This is a genomic window from Mucilaginibacter boryungensis (assembly GCF_015221995.1).
In the GTDB taxonomy this organism is placed as follows: Bacteria; Bacteroidota; Bacteroidia; order Sphingobacteriales; family Sphingobacteriaceae; genus Mucilaginibacter; species Mucilaginibacter boryungensis.
In genome coordinates this window covers 2,976,955-2,994,053 of record NZ_JADFFM010000001.1, presented here as the reverse complement: position 1 = coordinate 2,994,053, position 17,099 = coordinate 2,976,955, and the positions used below count along the sequence as shown (strand labels likewise).

15 protein-coding genes and 1 tRNA gene are annotated in these 17,099 nt (G+C 40.9%); 8 read left to right on the top strand and 8 right to left on the bottom strand.

What is annotated here, in order from left to right; genetic code table 11:
- Positions 1 to 24 precede the first annotated feature (24 nt).
- From IRJ18_RS12550 to IRJ18_RS12540, 3 genes are all read right to left on the bottom strand, one after another.
- Positions 25 to 225 carry a hypothetical protein gene (locus IRJ18_RS12550; protein ID WP_194106542.1) on the bottom strand — a complete coding sequence of 67 codons (201 nt, stop codon included), beginning with the start codon at positions 223 to 225 and terminating at the stop codon, positions 25 to 27.
- 334 nt (positions 226 to 559) lie between these two features.
- A complete protein-coding gene (locus IRJ18_RS12545) occupies positions 560 to 778 on the bottom strand; it encodes a bacteriocin-like protein (protein ID WP_194106541.1) in 219 nt (72 codons plus the stop codon).
- A gap of 100 nt (positions 779 to 878) precedes the next feature.
- Complete coding sequence (locus tag IRJ18_RS12540; protein WP_194106540.1) at positions 879 to 2,471, bottom strand: cysteine peptidase family C39 domain-containing protein; 1,593 nt, start codon at positions 2,469 to 2,471, stop codon at positions 879 to 881.
- Positions 2,472 to 2,648: 177 nt separating this feature from the next.
- On the opposite strand from IRJ18_RS12540, the gene IRJ18_RS12535 reads away from it, so the two are divergent.
- A tRNA-Phe gene (locus IRJ18_RS12535) sits at positions 2,649 to 2,721 on the top strand.
- 101 nt (positions 2,722 to 2,822) lie between these two features.
- Here IRJ18_RS12535 and IRJ18_RS12530 read toward each other — a convergent pair.
- Both IRJ18_RS12530 and IRJ18_RS12525 read right to left on the bottom strand, forming a co-directional pair.
- Entirely contained in the window at positions 2,823 to 4,289 is a 1,467-nt protein-coding gene (locus IRJ18_RS12530; RefSeq protein WP_194106539.1) for a SusD/RagB family nutrient-binding outer membrane lipoprotein, read from the bottom strand.
- 10 nt (positions 4,290 to 4,299) lie between these two features.
- Complete coding sequence (locus IRJ18_RS12525) at positions 4,300 to 7,530, bottom strand: SusC/RagA family TonB-linked outer membrane protein (RefSeq protein WP_194106538.1); 3,231 nt, start codon at positions 7,528 to 7,530, stop codon at positions 4,300 to 4,302.
- A 549-nt stretch (positions 7,531 to 8,079) separates the two neighbouring features.
- Here IRJ18_RS12525 and IRJ18_RS12520 point away from each other — a divergent pair.
- On the top strand, positions 8,080 to 8,910 hold the full coding sequence (locus IRJ18_RS12520) for a phosphatase PAP2 family protein (RefSeq protein ID WP_194106537.1): 831 nt from the start codon (positions 8,080 to 8,082) through the stop codon (positions 8,908 to 8,910).
- Positions 8,911 to 9,001: 91 nt separating this feature from the next.
- Positions 9,002 to 9,907 carry a glycosyltransferase family 8 protein gene (locus IRJ18_RS12515; RefSeq protein WP_194106536.1) on the top strand — a complete coding sequence of 302 codons (906 nt, stop codon included), beginning with the start codon at positions 9,002 to 9,004 and terminating at the stop codon, positions 9,905 to 9,907.
- Positions 9,908 to 9,997: 90 nt separating this feature from the next.
- On the opposite strand, the gene IRJ18_RS12510 is transcribed toward IRJ18_RS12515, so the two are convergent.
- Positions 9,998 to 10,339, bottom strand: a complete 342-nt coding sequence (locus tag IRJ18_RS12510) for an RNA recognition motif domain-containing protein (protein ID WP_194106535.1) — start codon at positions 10,337 to 10,339, stop codon at positions 9,998 to 10,000.
- 118 nt (positions 10,340 to 10,457) lie between these two features.
- On the opposite strand from IRJ18_RS12510, the gene IRJ18_RS12505 reads away from it, so the two are divergent.
- Complete coding sequence (locus IRJ18_RS12505; RefSeq protein WP_194106534.1) at positions 10,458 to 11,693, top strand: cystathionine gamma-synthase family protein; 1,236 nt, start codon at positions 10,458 to 10,460, stop codon at positions 11,691 to 11,693.
- Between the two features lie 86 nt (positions 11,694 to 11,779).
- Positions 11,780 to 12,673, top strand: a complete 894-nt coding sequence (locus tag IRJ18_RS12500; RefSeq protein ID WP_194106533.1) for a hypothetical protein — start codon at positions 11,780 to 11,782, stop codon at positions 12,671 to 12,673.
- Positions 12,674 to 12,768: 95 nt separating this feature from the next.
- Here IRJ18_RS12500 and IRJ18_RS12495 read toward each other — a convergent pair whose 3' ends face one another.
- Complete coding sequence (locus IRJ18_RS12495; RefSeq protein WP_194106532.1) at positions 12,769 to 13,680, bottom strand: glycerophosphodiester phosphodiesterase family protein; 912 nt, start codon at positions 13,678 to 13,680, stop codon at positions 12,769 to 12,771.
- Positions 13,681 to 13,692: 12 nt separating this feature from the next.
- Positions 13,693 to 14,469 carry an NIPSNAP family protein gene (locus IRJ18_RS12490; protein WP_194106531.1) on the bottom strand — a complete coding sequence of 259 codons (777 nt, stop codon included), beginning with the start codon at positions 14,467 to 14,469 and terminating at the stop codon, positions 13,693 to 13,695.
- Between the two features lie 145 nt (positions 14,470 to 14,614).
- Between IRJ18_RS12490 and IRJ18_RS12485 the strand changes: the two genes are divergently transcribed.
- The 3 genes from IRJ18_RS12485 (at position 14,615) to IRJ18_RS12475 (ending at position 16,931) form a co-directional block, all read left to right on the top strand.
- Positions 14,615 to 14,869: a hypothetical protein gene (locus IRJ18_RS12485; RefSeq protein WP_194106530.1), complete on the top strand. Its 255-nt coding sequence runs from the start codon at positions 14,615 to 14,617 to the stop codon at positions 14,867 to 14,869.
- 72 nt (positions 14,870 to 14,941) lie between these two features.
- Complete coding sequence (locus IRJ18_RS12480) at positions 14,942 to 15,316, top strand: hypothetical protein (RefSeq protein WP_194106529.1); 375 nt, start codon at positions 14,942 to 14,944, stop codon at positions 15,314 to 15,316.
- Between the two features lie 190 nt (positions 15,317 to 15,506).
- Positions 15,507 to 16,931, top strand: a complete 1,425-nt coding sequence (locus IRJ18_RS12475; RefSeq protein ID WP_194106528.1) for an arabinose isomerase — start codon at positions 15,507 to 15,509, stop codon at positions 16,929 to 16,931.
- The last annotated feature ends 168 nt before the right edge of the window (positions 16,932 to 17,099 follow it).

Sequence of the window (17,099 nt, the reverse complement as noted above, 5' to 3'; positions counted from 1 at the left end):
TCCCGTTGTTAAGCTAAGAGAGTATTAACAGTTACCAATTCCGCATGTTGATTGATCAGCGGTACCTAAACCATATAAATTCACACACATTGCATCTAAGGTAGGCGGTATCTGGTCAAGGCAGTCGCTTTCTATCATGCCAGTGCATACATCGCCTAAATAAAAGTAGCCATTGTAGCACGAGACCGTAACGTAGAAAGGAGATCCGCCAGTAACGTTTTTCATCTCAGTTCTGCTGAGTTTATTAAACTTTTCCATAAAAAAAACAGTATATTAAACAAAATGCCATAACCACGCCCGGCAACTGGGCGGTATGTATTGTTAAAGTGCATACTCCTTTACTTTCGCGAGAAGTTTCTTTGCTGCTATCAAGCCATATGTGACTATAGATCCCCCTGTCTTATGTGATATATTTAATAAAAGAGGGGCCTAAGGGTTTATATAGCACGATGTTTAAGTCTTTGTAACAGCTAACGGCTAATGAAGGATTATTTAATAACATTTTAATAATATAGTACCCTTTTAGTTTTTAACAGGATAGATACTACATTAATACTATCTAACAGCCTGACGATACACAAGCACAGGCAACTTCAGGCGAATAACCCATACTCACACAAACACTATCGTAAGCTATATCATTACAAACAGAATCATAAGCAATAGGCACCCATCCACCCGTTGTTAAACAGCTCACTTCGTAACAGTTGTAAGGGCAATCGCCCGCCCCTGCTACATTTTTCATTTCAGACCGGCTTAATTTTTTAAACTTTTCCATTTTATTGAATATTTAGTTTCTGGATTTGCCGTAACCACGCCCCGGCAATTTTGGCGGTATACATTAAGTGCATGTTTTTTACTTTCGAAAATTTCTTTTGCTATTCAAGCATATATTTTAAATCAGCTAACTGGTAATTTTTGGGTAGCTTATAACCATTAACCAGTAAAGTTGGAGTGGCGGATATCTCGGCTATGTCTACCCATTTTTTTTGTTGAGCTAACTGAGCGTTTATATTTGCAGATGAGGGAATAGGGTATACTTTGACCCATTCGTCGTAATTTTTTTGTTTTTGCTCATACCAATCATGCAGGGCGCTTCTGATAATGGTTTTATCAGGTAAGGCGTTTAACTTCATCAAATGCCTATGCACACGTGTCTTACTATCCTTTTCATCAATATTGTTTCCTACAAAAACTATTCGCACCTGTATATTACCAAGGTTATTTAACGCTTCTTCAACTTGTGCATGAGCCCGGCTGCAAGGCTGGCAATAGGGGTTGCTTACCATAGTAATGATGTGGCTGGCTTCAACATTTCCTAAAACAATGCTCCATTCGTCTGAAGGTATAGCATATTTAGGCTGCTCTTTTAGCGCGGTTTCAAATAATTCACGGTTGTATTTAAATTTTTGAAGCTGGCTTTTTAGTGCGGTTAATTGTTGCACCTTCAAAAACAGGGGCTTCAATAACAGCCATATAGTAACAGGGATTATAGCGGAAAACAATAAGGTAACTATTGCAGTTGCCGACAGAAGGAAAGGTTGTTTTAAAAGGGTAACGAAGGAAATAAATTCGAGCCAAAGCAAACCTTGTATAATAAGACAGAATACACACCACTGTTTTGCTACACGTGCTTGATAATTAATAGAGTAAATTGTATAAGGTAAGCTGAAGATATTTAGTAAGGTCAAGCTGTTTAGCACGGCGGTTGATTGCCCACCAAATAATAAGGCAAGCCACGTAGCTGCAAAATAAAAAAAGCCTACCTCGCTCCAGGTAAGCCCTGTAAACACGTTAGCGGCTTTTGATGTCAGTATGGCATTGCAATCGGTTTTACCACTACCACCACCACAAAGTGTTTGTACTAACGGGTTGTTTTTATCAATACTTTGTATAAGCAATAATACCGAAGTGATCAATCCAGTTGATTTGAACAAAGTCAATGTTAATATTTGCCAATTTAAATTGTTTAAATAATTAGTGCGGAATAACAATGTAGTTATAAACGCTATAGTTAAACCGACAATAGCAACAGGCGATTTATAAACACCAAATGAATCAAGCACGGGTTGTTCGCGAAATTTACCTTGCTCGGGCACCTCGGCCACTAAGACAACCCCATTAAAGTTATTTTTAAACTCATCTATCGGTAGTTTGTAGTTGCTTCGTTTATTGTCAGCGAGGATGACATTGTTACTTTCAATTTTCTTAACAGTTACAAAATCATTATTTCGTTTGGTATAAGCTATAAAAGGAGTAGGAACATCCGTGATTTTGTTTGTCTCTACTTTATAAGCAGCATTAGGTATTTGAAACCAATCAAGTACATCGCTTATTGCCAACATACTGGGGTTATCAGGATGCTTTTCCAGTTCACTGCTCACATCCTTAGAACTAACCCGAATACCTAATTCTTTTAATAAATTGATAATTGCGGCATCAGTATTGCCGTATTGGTGAAAGGTCAGCATAGTTAAACAGTTAATTATAGGTTTATATTGCAAGTTATACATTGAGTATATTAAAAAGTTACGGTGAAAACACGGTATTTTTCGGGTGTATTCACCTATTTATAACTCCCTATAATGGATATGGGAACTGTTCAAATACAGCCAAAATGACTATTTTCAAATCGATGTATGGTCGACGGTACCGTAACTCAGATGGTAGAGCGAAGGACTGAAAATCCTTGTGCCATTGGTTTGATCCCAGTTGGTACCACAGCAAAGCTTCTTAGAGAAATCTAAGGAGCTTTTTTTATGGTTCATTATAAAAAAAAGAGCCGCCATTCCCGGCAGCTCTTTTTTGTGGTAATAGATAAGTTAAAACTTGTCAAAGAAAAGCTTTGTAGTTACATCGTCACCACCAATAGCTGATGATGCCTGGGTATAATTAGTAACATTCACGTTTTGCTCGCTAACAGGATAGGTAAAGCGCACTGGAAAGTCGGTGTAGGCTTTTGCAGGCTTAAGCAACACCGGATAATCCAGTCTGCGGGTCAATATCCAGGCATCCCAACCTCTGTTGTATAAGGCTACATATTCCTGGCGCGCTATCTTTTGCAACGGGGTGCCGCTTGCGGTAAGATAAGCAACATCCGGCTGTAGTAAATAGGTTGCCGCCTGGGCTGCTGTACCCCCCCAATAGGTTATTGAAGCGGTAACACCACTGTTATAGTGTGCTGCTACGCTGCCGGTAATATAACCACGCTGCACTGCTTCGGCCAGGTTAAATTCTGTTTCTGAATAATCTAATAATAAGCCTGGGAAATCGGGATTAGTTAACGACCCGATGGAGCCTGGGGTTAACAATGGCCCTGAAGGAAGCGAGTATTGGCTAAACACAAGCCCTCCGTTCCCTGATCCATTTGGCGCACCGGCATATACACCATTACTGCTTTGTGCAAAAAAGTAAGGTAGCCGGGGGTCCTGGTTGGCGGTATTTGGCTTAAGATAACTTAAAAACTCTGATGTTGCTACAAAATCGTGTCTTTGGCTTTGCACAAGGTCAACCCAAATAGGATTAGTATTGGGGGGAGATGATACGTATTTAAACGTGGCATTATCAGCATTTGATGTAAAGACACCACCAGCGACTGCCGATTGAACCGTTGACTGCGCTTTAGCATTGTCAGAATCGGCAATAACCAGCCCCATTTTTAATTTAAGTGTATTGGCAAATTTTTTCCAGGCGGCAGAATCCCCTTTATAAATCAGATCCGCATCGCCAAAGCTGCCGGCAGAAGGGTTAAGCGCTGCAATGTCCTTATCTAAGCGGGCCAAAAGGTCATTATAAATGGTTTTGGCATCATCGTATTTAGGGAACGGATTATTAATATCTAAAGCCTGAGAGTAGGGTACATTACCATAGGTTGTAACCAAATAAAAGTATGTATACACTTGTAAGATATCAATAATCGCCGTCTCGTTTTTCTGGGTACCAGCATCGGTTACATCCGTAACCAGCTTAGTTTTAGCCTGCTGATAGTTGGCTAAAGCGCCGGTATATAATGCGCTCCAAATATTATCGGGCTGGTTACGCGATGGTAGCTGGTACCGGGTTTCATTCAGATACGTAGTTTCAGTCCATTGCTGTTCAATTAGCCTGAATATATTTAAGTTAACGCTTGACGAGGTAAGCGTATTCGCCATTGACCGCTCGGCTTCTGTAAAAAGGCTGAACGATGGTACCGACGCAGGGTTTTTCGGGTCGACATTTAACGATGTTAAATCTTTTGTACATGCTGAAAGTATCAACATCAGTACAAAAATATATGCTGTTTTTTTCATCTCAGTAATGTTAAAAAGTTACTTTTAAATTAAGGGCAAACGTGCGGGTAGCCGGATACGATCCTTCTTGTATACCTTGCAGGTTACCAGCACTTAAGCCATCTTCCGGGTCGGCATACGGAATGTTTTTATGGATGATCCACAAATTACGACCAATAAGCTGGAACGTTACGTCTTTAACAGGGCCAAGCTTACGCAATGAACTTTTAGGTAATGAATAACCTATTATAGCTTCGCGTAGTTTAACATAACTTGCATCATATACAAACTCCTTAAGTGGCAGCAAGCCTGCACCATCACCAAAATCGCCATAATTTTCGCCGCTAACCCTTACAGTGTTTGGCTGTCCGGTTTGTGTAACGCCCGGGCGGATAAAACCGCCACCATCGGTAAGCGAGTTACGTACAGGTTTGCCCAGATCATTTAAGTAAGCAGTTAATGGATAAATACCATCAGCTAAACCATAAGCCAGGTCGTTAGAGAATACCGAACCGCCCTTGCGTATATCTATAAGGAAACTTAATGATAAGTTTTTGTAAGAAAAGCTGTTATTGATACCGCCGGTCCAATTTGGATTAATGTTACCAAGGTTTATATTATTGTTATCGCTGATCAGATATTGCCCGTCGGGGCCAACAATTTTATTGCCGTTGGCATCATAAACAAAATCGGTACCCCGGATGGTGCCAAATGCCTCATGCAATGGCGCGTTAAGCGATTCGCCGTTTTGGAAACTGGCCAATTGCAGGTTACTTGCTTCATTACCCGTGGCATCTTTAAACAATGAAGTAACTGTATTACGCGATGCGGTAAAGTTTAACATCACCTTCCAGCTAAACGACTTTGATTTAATAGGGGTGCCGTTTAATGAAAGCTCGACACCTTTATTTTGTACGGAGCCAGCATTCAAATACTTATAATTATAACCGGTAGTACTGGATACATTTACCGGCAAAATTTCATTAAATGTATTGGTTACATAGTAAGTACCATCAAAACCTAAGCGGTTGTTAAAGAAAGATAGTTCCAACCCTATCTCTTTACTTTTAGTTTGCTCTGGTTTTAAATCAGGATTGTTTTTAGTGGTGCTTGCAGCTGTTTGCGGGTTGGCACCTATAGGGGGCAGGATGGTATAAGTATCAAGTATACTATGATATGGTGCATCGCTACCAACCTGTGCGTAACTTGCCCTTATTTTGCCGTACGACAACCAGGTATAATTCTTCAACAGTTCTGAAAACGTAAACCCTGCCGAAACCGAGGGGTAATAATAAGTATTATTGGATGCTGGTAGGGTAGACGATTGATCTCTCCGGATAGTACCATCTACGGTAATCATGTTTTTCCATGTTAATGTAGCGCCGGCAAAATAGCCATCTACTTCCTTGCGGCCATCAAACTCTGTTGGCGCTAAAGGTGCATTTAATGAATTAGATAACGAATATAGCCCCGGGATGATCAGTCCGCCATTTGTGCTGGCCGTAATGGCATTCTCATTATTCTTACGGATGTTTGTACCCAACAATGCCTTTAAATTAAGGTTTGTGGCAATATCTTTATTCATGTTAACAAGCAAATCGTAGTTGGTTTCCGAGTAATTGTGATTATACCTTGAATAGTATGGTACACCAATACTGCCAACATCATACCGTTCTTGCTGTAATTCGGCATAGGTATCTAAAGATATCCTGCCAGTTATGGTTAACCATGACAGGGGTTTATAGCTGGCATTAATATTACCCAGGTACCTGTTACGAGTATCACTTTCATAGTTATGATCAACCACCCAGTAGGGGTTATTCCAGAACGCAGGGAAAGTTACTCCGTTTGCCGGGTCGGCCATATTCCAGGATACGTTAGCATGCGTTCTATCGTAGGCCGCTTTTAACTCCTTAATATCCACGTTTGTTTGCCACCACTGTCTGAAGCCGGTAATTACGTTACGGTTATCTGAGTTATTTCCGTCGTAACCGGTGCCACCCCGGCCTGTGCCATTAGTGTTAAAGAAGTTAATATTCGCCCCCACTGTAAGTTTTGGGGTAATATTATAAGTAGCTGCAAAATCAACCAAATTTTTATCAAGCTTGCTGTTAGGGATGGTGCCCCTGTCTATGCTTTTAGTATAGCCCAATTTAAAGCTGCCGTTATCGCCGCCATTGGTTACCATTAAACTTTGTATAGTTGAAATTGGCTTAATAAAGAAAGTGCTTGGGTCGTTAGCCGCTGCAACCCATGGTGTAGGTTTCCCATAATTAGGGGATGTCGGGTCGAAGGCATCCCATTGGTAAATCAGTAGGTTGGGGTCAAATTCTGTACCGTTTGACGCATCGTCTGCGGTAGGGGCCACATCTACCCCTGTTTTACCGAAGATATCGCCGCTGTTAAAATATTTGGCATAACCGCCACCGTATTGCTTTTGATATTGCGGGAATGTTGAGCGGTCAATTTCGCTTAGTGTAACTGTTGAATTAAGGGAAATACCCAGACCTTTTTTTGCCTTTTTTGTAGTTATTAAAATTACACCGTTGCTGCCCCGCGAGCCATATAATGCTGTTGCGCCCGCGCCTTTGAGCACAGTAACACTTTCGATATCATCGGGATTAATATCAGACACAGGGCTACCGTAATCGTAACCACCGCCACCTGTTTGCTGGTCGGTACCATTAGTGTTGGTATTGCCAATAGGTACGCCATCAATTACAAAAAGCGCCTGGTTATTACCAGTAATAGATTTATACCCACGTAGTACAACGTTAGTTGAACCACCAACCGTGTTGTTTTGACGGATCTCTAACCCCGCTACCTTACCCGATAAGCCTGTAACAAAATTAGATGAACGCTGTTTGCTTACTTCATCGCCTGCCACCTGTTGCGCGGCATAAGCCTGCTGATTGCGGGTTCGGGTAATACCTAATGCACCTGTAACCACTACCTCGCCCAATTGCTGGGTTGATTCGGCAAGTACAACATCCATAACATTACCGCTTACAGTTAGTGTTTGGGAGGTGTATCCAATAAAACTGAAGGTTAATTGTGCGCCATTCGGAGCATTAATAGTGTATCGTCCGTCACTGTTGGTTTGGGTTCCGGTAGTTGTTCCTTTTACAGTTACGGTTACGCCTGGCAGCGGCATGCCGTCTAATTTAGCCGTAACCTTCCCGGTCACGACATGGGATTGTGCATATGCGCCATTTATGGCAAATAATAGGATGCACAAATTCCATAGTAGAATTTTTTTCATAAAATGATCAGTTAGTTAATAGTTAAATTGCACTATGAAATGTAAACTTATTTGAATTTTCTTTAAGTGCAAATAAATTTCACATTATCGGACTTATACGTCTGTTTATTAATCGTAACGACTTTTTTTTATAATTGTTTAAAACAATTATTGATTTTAATTGTTTCACGGAGAAATGTCGAAATTAAATTATTAATCAATAGTTTAATAATAAGACAGTTAAATAGTTAATTATAGCCAGAAATTATGCGAGATAATTTCTGGCTATTTTTTTTGAATTACAGATATTTCGATATCCGCCAGGCTTGTAGCTTTTATAATTTATATAGCCTTTGCAAATAATGCTTCAGGAGGTTACTGCCATCACAATTTCACGAGTTTGCATGGAATGACCGCTTGTTTATCGATAAAATTAGCTATTCATCTACACTATGTGTTTATATCACGAAAGTTTATCGAACTTATTTATTAATAGACTTTATTATAATAAAGGGCATATTCTTAAAATGTTTATTACTTTTAAGGTAACGTAAACCCCTAACCACCCACATGAAAGCATTCCGGCTTTTTTCAATTTTATTCATTGTTTATTTAACAATATTAAGCGCCCGGGCAAGCATTATTGTTAAGGCCAATGATACCTTAACTGCACAGCATAAATCAAATGAACTGGTGAAACGCCCAGATGTGAACCCCTTCGATTTAGGTGTACTCCATTTTTTTCAACAGTTTTCACGTAAAAGCGCCTTTGCGGATAGATTGATTGTTTTTATAGCAGACAACAGTTTCTTAAAAGGAGGTATAATGATGGTTGTTTTTTGGTGGCTTTGGTTTTTACCCCGGAACCAAAACGAAGTTAGAACAAAGGCAAAAATGTTATTGGCGCTATTTTCAAATTTCGTAGCAATCTTTATAGGTAGGGTCATCGTCTTATCAACCCCTTTCCGGATAAGGCCGGTCGACTACCCCGGTCTCCATTTAAAACTGCCTGTTAGCGCTGAAAAAATAGTCGTAGATAAATTAACTTCAATGCCCAGCGACCATGCCGTACTGTTTTATTCCATTTGTACAGGGTTGTTTTTAGTTAACCGCAGAATTGGAATAGCAGCTTTTGTATATACAACAGTGTTTGTTACTTTTTCCCGGGTTTATTTGTGTTACCATTGGGCTTCCGATGTTATTTTCGGCGCTTTTATCGGCATTTGTGTTACGATGATTATTTGCGCCGACAAGTGGCTGTTATATAAAGCAGAAAGTATATATTTATATGGCCAAAAAAAGCCTCAAATATTTTATGCTGTATTCTTTTTTTTAACTTACGAATTAAGTAACATGTTCGAAGACGTTAGATCGATAATCACCTTCATTATTCATTCATGAAAAATCCACACTATTGTAAATAATACCTTATACTCCGCCTATGTTATCCTGCTAAGATTTTTTAAAAAACAATTCAACCGCTAAAAATCCGATGAGAATAACACAAAATACCATCTCGATACTTCTTAGCACCGATGAGCATTACATGATAATGCTGGCAGTATTACTGAAATCAATAGAAGTTAATCATAAAACACCCGCGAAGATACATGTCGTTGTAATATGTGATAAGGTTAAGGCGGGTAGTCAGCGTAAGGTAGAAATGTCGTTAAATCCGGATATAATTGAGATCCGGTGGATTAATATGAAGGATGTCTTACCGCCAGCTATAAAATTACCTATAGATCATACTTCTTTTTCGCTTATCGTTTATATGCGTTTATTTGTTGGTAGTTTGTTCCCTGTGGGTACAAAAAAAGCATTATACATGGATACAGACATGTTAGTGCTCGACGATATTAGTAAGCTTTACCATATTGATATTGGCGATGACACCATAGGGGCTGTGCAAGATCCGCGTTTACTTACGTTTGACAACCCCTGGGGGGGGGTATTGAATTATAAAGAATTGGGCTTTAAACCCCAAACCAAATACTTTAATACAGGTTTATTGCTAATAGATATCCCAAAATGGATAGAGCAGAAAATCCCCCAGCGCGTACTTGATACCATTAAAAAGAATATAAAATTTGCCAATTACCCTGATCAATACGGACTGAATATCATTTTAGCTGAGAAATGGACCGAGCTACATCCACGCTGGAACGCATTTGCCTCAGACAATTTAAACGATCCCGGCATTGTGCATTTTATTGGGCGGAAACCTATTTACCGTACTTATACCTATAATCAGCACTATCTGGAGCTATTTGAACATTATAAAAAACTTACGGCCTGGCGCGATGTAAAGCCCATTAATGAATTTCATAGATACCTAAAAAAAATCAATAATATTGGGGTTAAGCTTAGGGAAAAATTATCAAATACCATAAAATAAAGTTAGGTCTTGTGTCAGCTTAGCACTCAGCAATCCTTCGTTTATAGTATTATTAAAACTTTTCCGGCCTTTAAACCGCTTTGACAATAGTTATAATTCTTTTCTTGGCCGTTTCTTTTTTATAAACTCACCGGGCTGTGGCCTTTCCAGTTTCACATATTTACGAGGGGGAGGGGGAGCAGTTTTGGGTTTATCGGGGGCAATATTCAAGGTTAGCTCACGATCGCCCATAGGGGTGCCGTCCAACGCTTCAATGGCCTGATCTGCATCTTCACGGCTTGCTACTTCTACAAAGGCATATCCCTTTAATTTTTTCGTCATTTTATCACGAATGATCTGTATGGTGCAAACTGTGGCATGCGGGCTTATTAATTGCGCCAGATCCATTTCGGTAGTGTCCAGTGGTATACCACCTACAAATAATTTAACCATGATTTTGCTTAGTGTCCGGGTCAAAAATAAACATTCCTGTCATTTATTCAGAAATTTAACATTCTTAACTTATTTATTTAAAATTAAGTATAAGTTTGCCATTTTGAAACAGATACCAATGAGCAGCAAAAAAGGATTTACCACCACCATACTACACTCCGACAGATTGTTAAAGCCAGAGCACGGCGCTTTGCACCAGCCTATACACACCGCGGTTACCTGGGGTTTCGATGATGTGCAGGGCTTGGTTGATGTTTTTCAGAATAAAACAAAAGGTTACGCCTATTCAAGACAGGGTAACCCAACCGTAACAGCGTTAGAGCATAAGGTTACGCAAATGGAGCACGGGATGGCCAGCATCGGGTTTTCAACCGGGATGGCAGCTATCAGTGCCATGATTACCGCCTTAATAAAGGGCGGCGACCATATAATTGCCAGTTCGTACCTGTTTGGTAATAGCCGCAGCATTATGCAAACGTATATGGATATGGGCATTGATATTGATTTTGTAGATGCTACGTCTGTAGATAACATAAAAGCAGCTTATAAAGCAACCACCCTCATGGTTTTTGTAGAAACCATTGCTAATCCTGCTACCCAGGTAGCCGATTTGGAAGCAATAGGAGAGTTTTGCAATGAGAAAGGTTTGATTTATGTGGTAGATAATACCATGACATCGCCTTACCTGTTTCAGCCGGTAAAAGTTAAGGCAAGCTTAATTATCAATTCATTAACCAAATATATTGGCGGCCATGCAAACGCTTTGGGTGGTAGTATAACAGATACTGGTTTGTTTGATTGGACTGCTTACCCAAATATTGCCCCTATATTGCGCGAATCTATAAAACCTGCTATGCAGGGGATGTCGCAAATACGCAAACGCGGCTTGCGCGATGCTGGCGGTACCCTGGCGCCCGAAGCGGCCCATTCGTTATCGGTAGGGGCAGAAACTTTGGCATTAAGATTAGACAGGGCCTGCAGTAATGCAGTAGCGCTGGCCAGGTTTTTAGAGAACCATCCGTTGGTTGATAAAGTTTATTACCCTGGCCTGGAAAGCCACCCGCAGCATGAATTGGCAACTAAACTATTTAGCCGCTATGGCGGGTTAATGAGTTTTGCGCTGAAAGAAAGCGTTGACCTGTTTGCGTTCCTTAACCGATTGCACTTGGTAATAAAAAGCAGTAATCTGGGCGATACCCGTACGTTGGCTATCCCTGTAGCGCATACCATCTTTTTTGAGCTGGGTGCCGCACGCAGGGCTGAGATGGGTATTCCTGACTCGATGATCCGCCTTTCGGTAGGAATAGAAGATACCGATGATCTGATCAGTGATTTTACACAAGCACTGGCGTAACAATATCGCTTTTTAATAGTCTGATAATAAAATACGGATATTTACGTATATCTTAGATTTCCTGATCAACTATTGAAATACCCAGAATGAATAAAAGAACATTTAGCGCGCTATTGTTAGGGCTATTAAGCCTTTCCGCATTTGCACAAAAATTGCCAGGCACGCAAGAAGCCAGTGTATGGGCGCCAGCCAATATTAAAGTTGATGGCAAAACATTGGAATGGAACGATACCTACCAGGCTTTTAATAAAAATATCAACGTTTTTTATACCGTGGCAAACGATAGGGATAATTTATATTTTGTCCTGAAATCGGTTGACCCGATGAATAGTAACAAGATCATTGCTGGCGGTGTGAACCTGACTATCAATACCGCTGACAAAAAAAGTGATAAAGATGCTTTTGTGCTGATATTCCCACTAATAAACTATGCTAATTTACGCAGCACCATGATGCAGGGTATGCGTACAGGCGGCGGCAACCCAAACCAGGCGCCAGATTCGGCCGCTATTGCGGGCATGCGCAAAAAAGTGGTAAGTACTTTTAAAGAAATTAAGCTGATAGGCTTTAAAGATATCCCCGATAGTGTGATATCAGTTTATAACGAATACGGTATTAAAGGGTACGTTGATTTTGATGCTAAAGGCAGCCTGATCATCGAAATGGCTGTGCCGTTGAAGGTGATGAACATTAAAACCGGTTCGCCATTTGCCTACAACGTGAAGCTGAACGGCATAGATGTTAATGCTATGATGCGCGCTGCAAGGATAGATGGTGATATGGTTCACGCATCTGATGGTGCCATGGGTGGTGGTGGTGATAGGGTTGTCGGCGCCCAAACCGTCGTGGTAGGCTCCCCTCGAATGAGTATGGGCGGCGGTGGAATGAGTGGCGGTATGCCACGCAGCATGGGCGATATTATGGGTATGCTAAGCCCGACAGATTTTTGGGGGAAGTACACCTTGGCAGAAAAGAAATAATATCTTATAACAGATAAGGGATAAACCCGGGAAGAATAAAAATAGAAACCCTTCGATTTTCGAATCGAAGGGTTTCTATTTTTAGATCATTTCAACTACAACCCCGCCAACTCATTAATATAATCGGTGATTATCCCATCTACGCCCATAGCTTTTATCTTTTTCATTTCAGCCAGGTCGTTTACTGTCCACGGCATAATCAGCATACCCGATTGATGGCACTTATCAATCATTTCAGGGGTAACCAAACCTTTGTAAGGGTTATAAAAAGTCGGGTTAAAGCCAAGCTTGGCCAGGTTATCGCTTAGGGTAGCGGTTTTGTCATCGGTAAGGAAACCCAAGGCAATGTTAGGGTGTTTTTTATGTAATACCTGTAGCGGCCGCATATCAAACGACTGGATAATGAGTCTGTCACCCAGTTTTTTCGATTTCAATACTTTCATCAGTCGGTCAATAAATTCCTCTGGCGCGGGCTGGTCGAAGCCATCCGTTTTTTCGTTCGATTTGATCTCTACCAGATAACGCACACTTTTCAGGTGGTTTACTTTGGTGTAATGATCAACCGAATCTATCAGCTCGCCTAACAGTGGGGTATAGGTTGGGATAAGCTGTTGTTTTGGATAGGCCGGATAAGGCTTTTTGCCGATGATAAATGGCTTAATATCATCGTAGTTCATTTGATAAAACGTATACTTTTTCCGTTCCGCTTTATTGATCTCGGTGCCATCTGGCATCAGGGTATACGTAGGATCGAACGATTCATCATGATAAACCAATATCTGGCCATCTCGGGTAATGTGTATATCCATCTCCACCATATCGGCGCCCAACTCTACGGCTTTGGTCATAGCTATAATGGTGTTCTCGGGCATTAACCCGCGCGTGCCACGGTGACCAACCTTTATAAATTTAGGATAGGGATTACCGGGTATGGTGCTTTTAAATGTAAATGCCATAGCTAATAGCGCGATGCCGCAAAAAATAGCAGCAGTGAATTTTAATTTCATGGGTGTTTATAATTATATGTCAGAGTAATCGGTAGGCCGTACAAACAGCGTCACGTTTTTCGATACGTTATTAAGGTATTTGGGCAGGGTGCTTATCTTTTTATATTCAGGCCCAAAATTTGCCCAGTGCTTATCGCGGTCGGCCTTGTTTTCAAATGTGGTTAAATACATCAGGTTAGGCATGTGGCTGCCCGCTATTACCTGACCATAAAACACCGCGTTAAAGTTTAGATTGGTAAAAATGGAGATCTCGGCATCGTTAAACATGTTCATTTTATTTAGCGCTATATTTTCTGTGGCGCTTTCATAACTCCTCAGTTCATAAACCCGTTCGCTTTTTGGCGCAGTAAGTTTAGGTATATGATATTCGGGTACGGCGCGGAAGGCTTTCATCAGGATGTTTTCCATACGCAGGTAAGGGGCATGATTGTAAACCGCGTTCAGGTAATCTTTACCGGCCTCCTGGTATTGCTGGTCTTTGGTAAGTGTCGCATCCAGTTCTAAAAAAGCATCTATTTTTTTAAACGGGATAAACACATACACCAATTGTTCGGCAGTATCCGCCACCAACGGTTTAAATACACCAACCGCTGGTATGCCTCCGCGGTGCAGGGCGGGGATGTAGGCATTTTGCAGATAATTGTCAACCATATCCTGCTGAGTTTTACCTTTCAAGTGGTAAACTTTTAGCTGGTAATAATATGGAGTTGGTTTGGCAAAAACGGTTAATTGGAATAGCAGCAATAATGCCAGCACTGGTAGTGCTTTAATAGAGTTTAATTTTAACATGACTTATAGGTATAGGTGCTAAGTTAAATATTGTTTATTAAAATGAGGGGTTTAATAATTAAATCGGTATGATATTTTATAACATTAGGATGTTCGTCACGTTATTTATTAACTACAGGTATACTCACATAAAATCTACAAGGTTATGGAAATTGAAGTGAAAGATCCCTCAACTGGTGCACTATTGCATTTACAGGCGAAGCCCGAACACTTTGAAGGTATGCACGGTTTTAGAATTAGTCATCCCAATGGTTCCGGCTTCTTTATTGCAAACAAGGGCGGAGTATGGCGTTCTGCCGACGACCATCATGTAGACAATGATTTTTTGGCTAACATTGGTTTGGCACTGGAAGGTTATGAACCTTCCGATCAGGTTGTGAGTAGCAAGGGTAATTCTTAGTATCGTTTTCGCTTTTTAAACCTTTTGGCTTTTTCCGTATCTATCTTAAATATCCTAAAAACAAAAATATTTATGAAAAAGCTTGTCTTAATAATTGCGCTTAGCCTTGGTGTTACTGTATTTGCCCAGGCGCAAACCGCTAAAAAAAATCCGGGCAAAATGCCTAAAGCATTGGCTGCCAAACTTAATTTAACTGCCGATCAGGAGCCGAAAGTTGTTGCCATATGGCAAAAAAGGGCCGCACGTATAGATAGTTTAAACAGCGATAGCACCATTACCAAAAAGGCTGCCCACCCAAAGCGTGCGGAAATAAATGCAACTGCCGATGCGCAATTAAATATGATACTTACTCCCGAACAACAGAAAGTATACGCCGATTTTAAAGAACAGCAAAAAGGCAAAAGAAAAAATAAAACCGCTACGGCTACTACGCCGCCCGGTGAATAAGTTAATCTGATACAATTTAGTTTTACAGGCGCCTCCAATTGGGGGCGCTTTTGTTTTGCAGATAGTTTTAGGATGTTAAATATCAAATTATACAACAGAGATGTCATATCAGGCTATCCGCATGCACTCAGGTAAACTTATGTTTGTTTTACCATTTATAATAACCATATAATCAGCGCTATCTTATTACATGAACAAACAACTAACTATAGGTTTATTTGGCATCGGTTTAGATGCCTACTGGGAACAATTTGCAGGACTTAAGGAGCGTTTGCAAGGCTATTTAGGCGTTGTGGAAGAAAAGCTTAGCGTAATCCATTCTAATATTATTAATCTGGGGCTGATAGATACCGCCGAAAAGGCATTTGAGGCAGGTATTGAGTTTCGAAAGGCGGATGTCGATCTTATTTTCCTTTATGTAACCACTTATGCTTTGTCGTCAACAGTATTGCCGGTGGTGCAACGGGCCAAAGTGCCGGTAATTATATTAAACCTGGCGCCCGAGGCGGCAATAGACTATGCTGCCTTTAATAGTATGGATGACCGTACTAAGATGACTGGCGAGTGGCTGGCCTATTGCTCGGCTTGTCCTGTGCCCGAAATTGCTAACGTGTTTAACCGTACAGGTATTAAATTTCATCAGATAACCGGCATGTTGCACAATGATTCTGAATGCTGGGACGAGGTTACTGAATGGGTAGAAGCGGCCAGGGTGGCGCATATTATGGCCTACAACCGCTTGGGCTGCATGGGTCATTATTATAGCGGCATGCTGGATATTTACAGCGATCTTACACTGCAATACGCCACCTTTGGTGGCCATATAGAGTTGCTTGAAGTAGACGAACTGGCCGAAATGCGAAGATCGGTCACACCGCAGCAAATTGCAGAGAGGGTACAATTATTTCATGAACAATTTGATGTACAGGCAGATTGTTTGCACGAAGAACTGGAACGCGCCGCAAAAACATCGGTAGCGTTAGATCTGCTGGTAGTCAAATACCAGTTAGGATCCATGGCTTATTATTATAAAGGTACGGGTAGTGCAGATAATGAAGACACTATCAGTTCTATCATCTTAGGCAATAGCTTGCTTACCGCCAATAATATCCCCGTGGCAGGTGAATACGAAATAAAGAATGCCCAGGCCATGAAGATAATGGACAGCTTCGGTGCTGGCGGTTCATTTACGGAGTATTACGCCATGGATTTTGCAGCTGATGTGGTGTTGATGGGGCATGATGGTCCGGGCCATATCCAGATTGCCGAAGGCAAAACCAAGGTGCGCCCATTAAAAGTATATCATGGTAAAGTAGGCCGGGGGCTATCAGTAGAAATGTCGGTGAAGAATGGGCCGGTAACCTTACTCTCGGTGGTGGAGCAACAAGGCAAATTAATGCTGCTGGTAGCCGAAGGCGAATCGGTAGCCGGGCCCATACTGGAAATAGGTAATACTAATAGCCGCTATAAATTCAGTATAGGGGCAAGGAAATTCACTAACAACTGGAATAGCTATGGCCCTGCGCACCATTGTGCGGTAGGGGTAGGGCATATCGCTTCTAAAATCATCAAGCTGGGGCAATTGCTAAATATGGATGTAGTGCAAGTTTGTTAATGCTCCCAAAAAGAACATTTTATAATAAAATGAATTAAAAATTATTAAAAATTCTTTTATTTCATTCTTAACATTAAAGTAAACCTAAGGTAATACATCGGTAGTATCATTGCCGCTAATGTTTATGATTGATTTGTATGCTTGGTTACTCTTGTGTACTGTGCTTTT

Bases quoted from the DNA above. Each gene is read 5' to 3' on its own strand.
- IRJ18_RS12550 (WP_194106542.1), bottom strand. From the start codon at position 225: ATGAAAAACGTTACTGGCGGATCTCCTTTCTACGTTACGGTCTCGTGC.
- IRJ18_RS12545 (WP_194106541.1), bottom strand. From the start codon at position 778: ATGGAAAAGTTTAAAAAATTAAGCCGGTCTGAAATGAAAAATGTAGCA.
- IRJ18_RS12540 (WP_194106540.1), bottom strand. From the start codon at position 2,471: ATGCTGACCTTTCACCAATACGGCAATACTGATGCCGCAATTATCAAT.
- IRJ18_RS12530 (WP_194106539.1), bottom strand. From the start codon at position 4,289: ATGAAAAAAACAGCATATATTTTTGTACTGATGTTGATACTTTCAGCA.
- IRJ18_RS12525 (WP_194106538.1), bottom strand. From the start codon at position 7,530: ATGAAAAAAATTCTACTATGGAATTTGTGCATCCTATTATTTGCCATA.
- IRJ18_RS12520 (WP_194106537.1), top strand. From the start codon at position 8,080: ATGAAAGCATTCCGGCTTTTTTCAATTTTATTCATTGTTTATTTAACA.
- IRJ18_RS12515 (WP_194106536.1), top strand. From the start codon at position 9,002: ATGAGAATAACACAAAATACCATCTCGATACTTCTTAGCACCGATGAG.
- IRJ18_RS12510 (WP_194106535.1), bottom strand. From the start codon at position 10,339: ATGGTTAAATTATTTGTAGGTGGTATACCACTGGACACTACCGAAATG.
- IRJ18_RS12505 (WP_194106534.1), top strand. From the start codon at position 10,458: ATGAGCAGCAAAAAAGGATTTACCACCACCATACTACACTCCGACAGA.
- IRJ18_RS12500 (WP_194106533.1), top strand. From the start codon at position 11,780: ATGAATAAAAGAACATTTAGCGCGCTATTGTTAGGGCTATTAAGCCTT.
- IRJ18_RS12495 (WP_194106532.1), bottom strand. From the start codon at position 13,680: ATGAAATTAAAATTCACTGCTGCTATTTTTTGCGGCATCGCGCTATTA.
- IRJ18_RS12490 (WP_194106531.1), bottom strand. From the start codon at position 14,469: ATGTTAAAATTAAACTCTATTAAAGCACTACCAGTGCTGGCATTATTG.
- IRJ18_RS12485 (WP_194106530.1), top strand. From the start codon at position 14,615: ATGGAAATTGAAGTGAAAGATCCCTCAACTGGTGCACTATTGCATTTA.
- IRJ18_RS12480 (WP_194106529.1), top strand. From the start codon at position 14,942: ATGAAAAAGCTTGTCTTAATAATTGCGCTTAGCCTTGGTGTTACTGTA.
- IRJ18_RS12475 (WP_194106528.1), top strand. From the start codon at position 15,507: ATGAACAAACAACTAACTATAGGTTTATTTGGCATCGGTTTAGATGCC.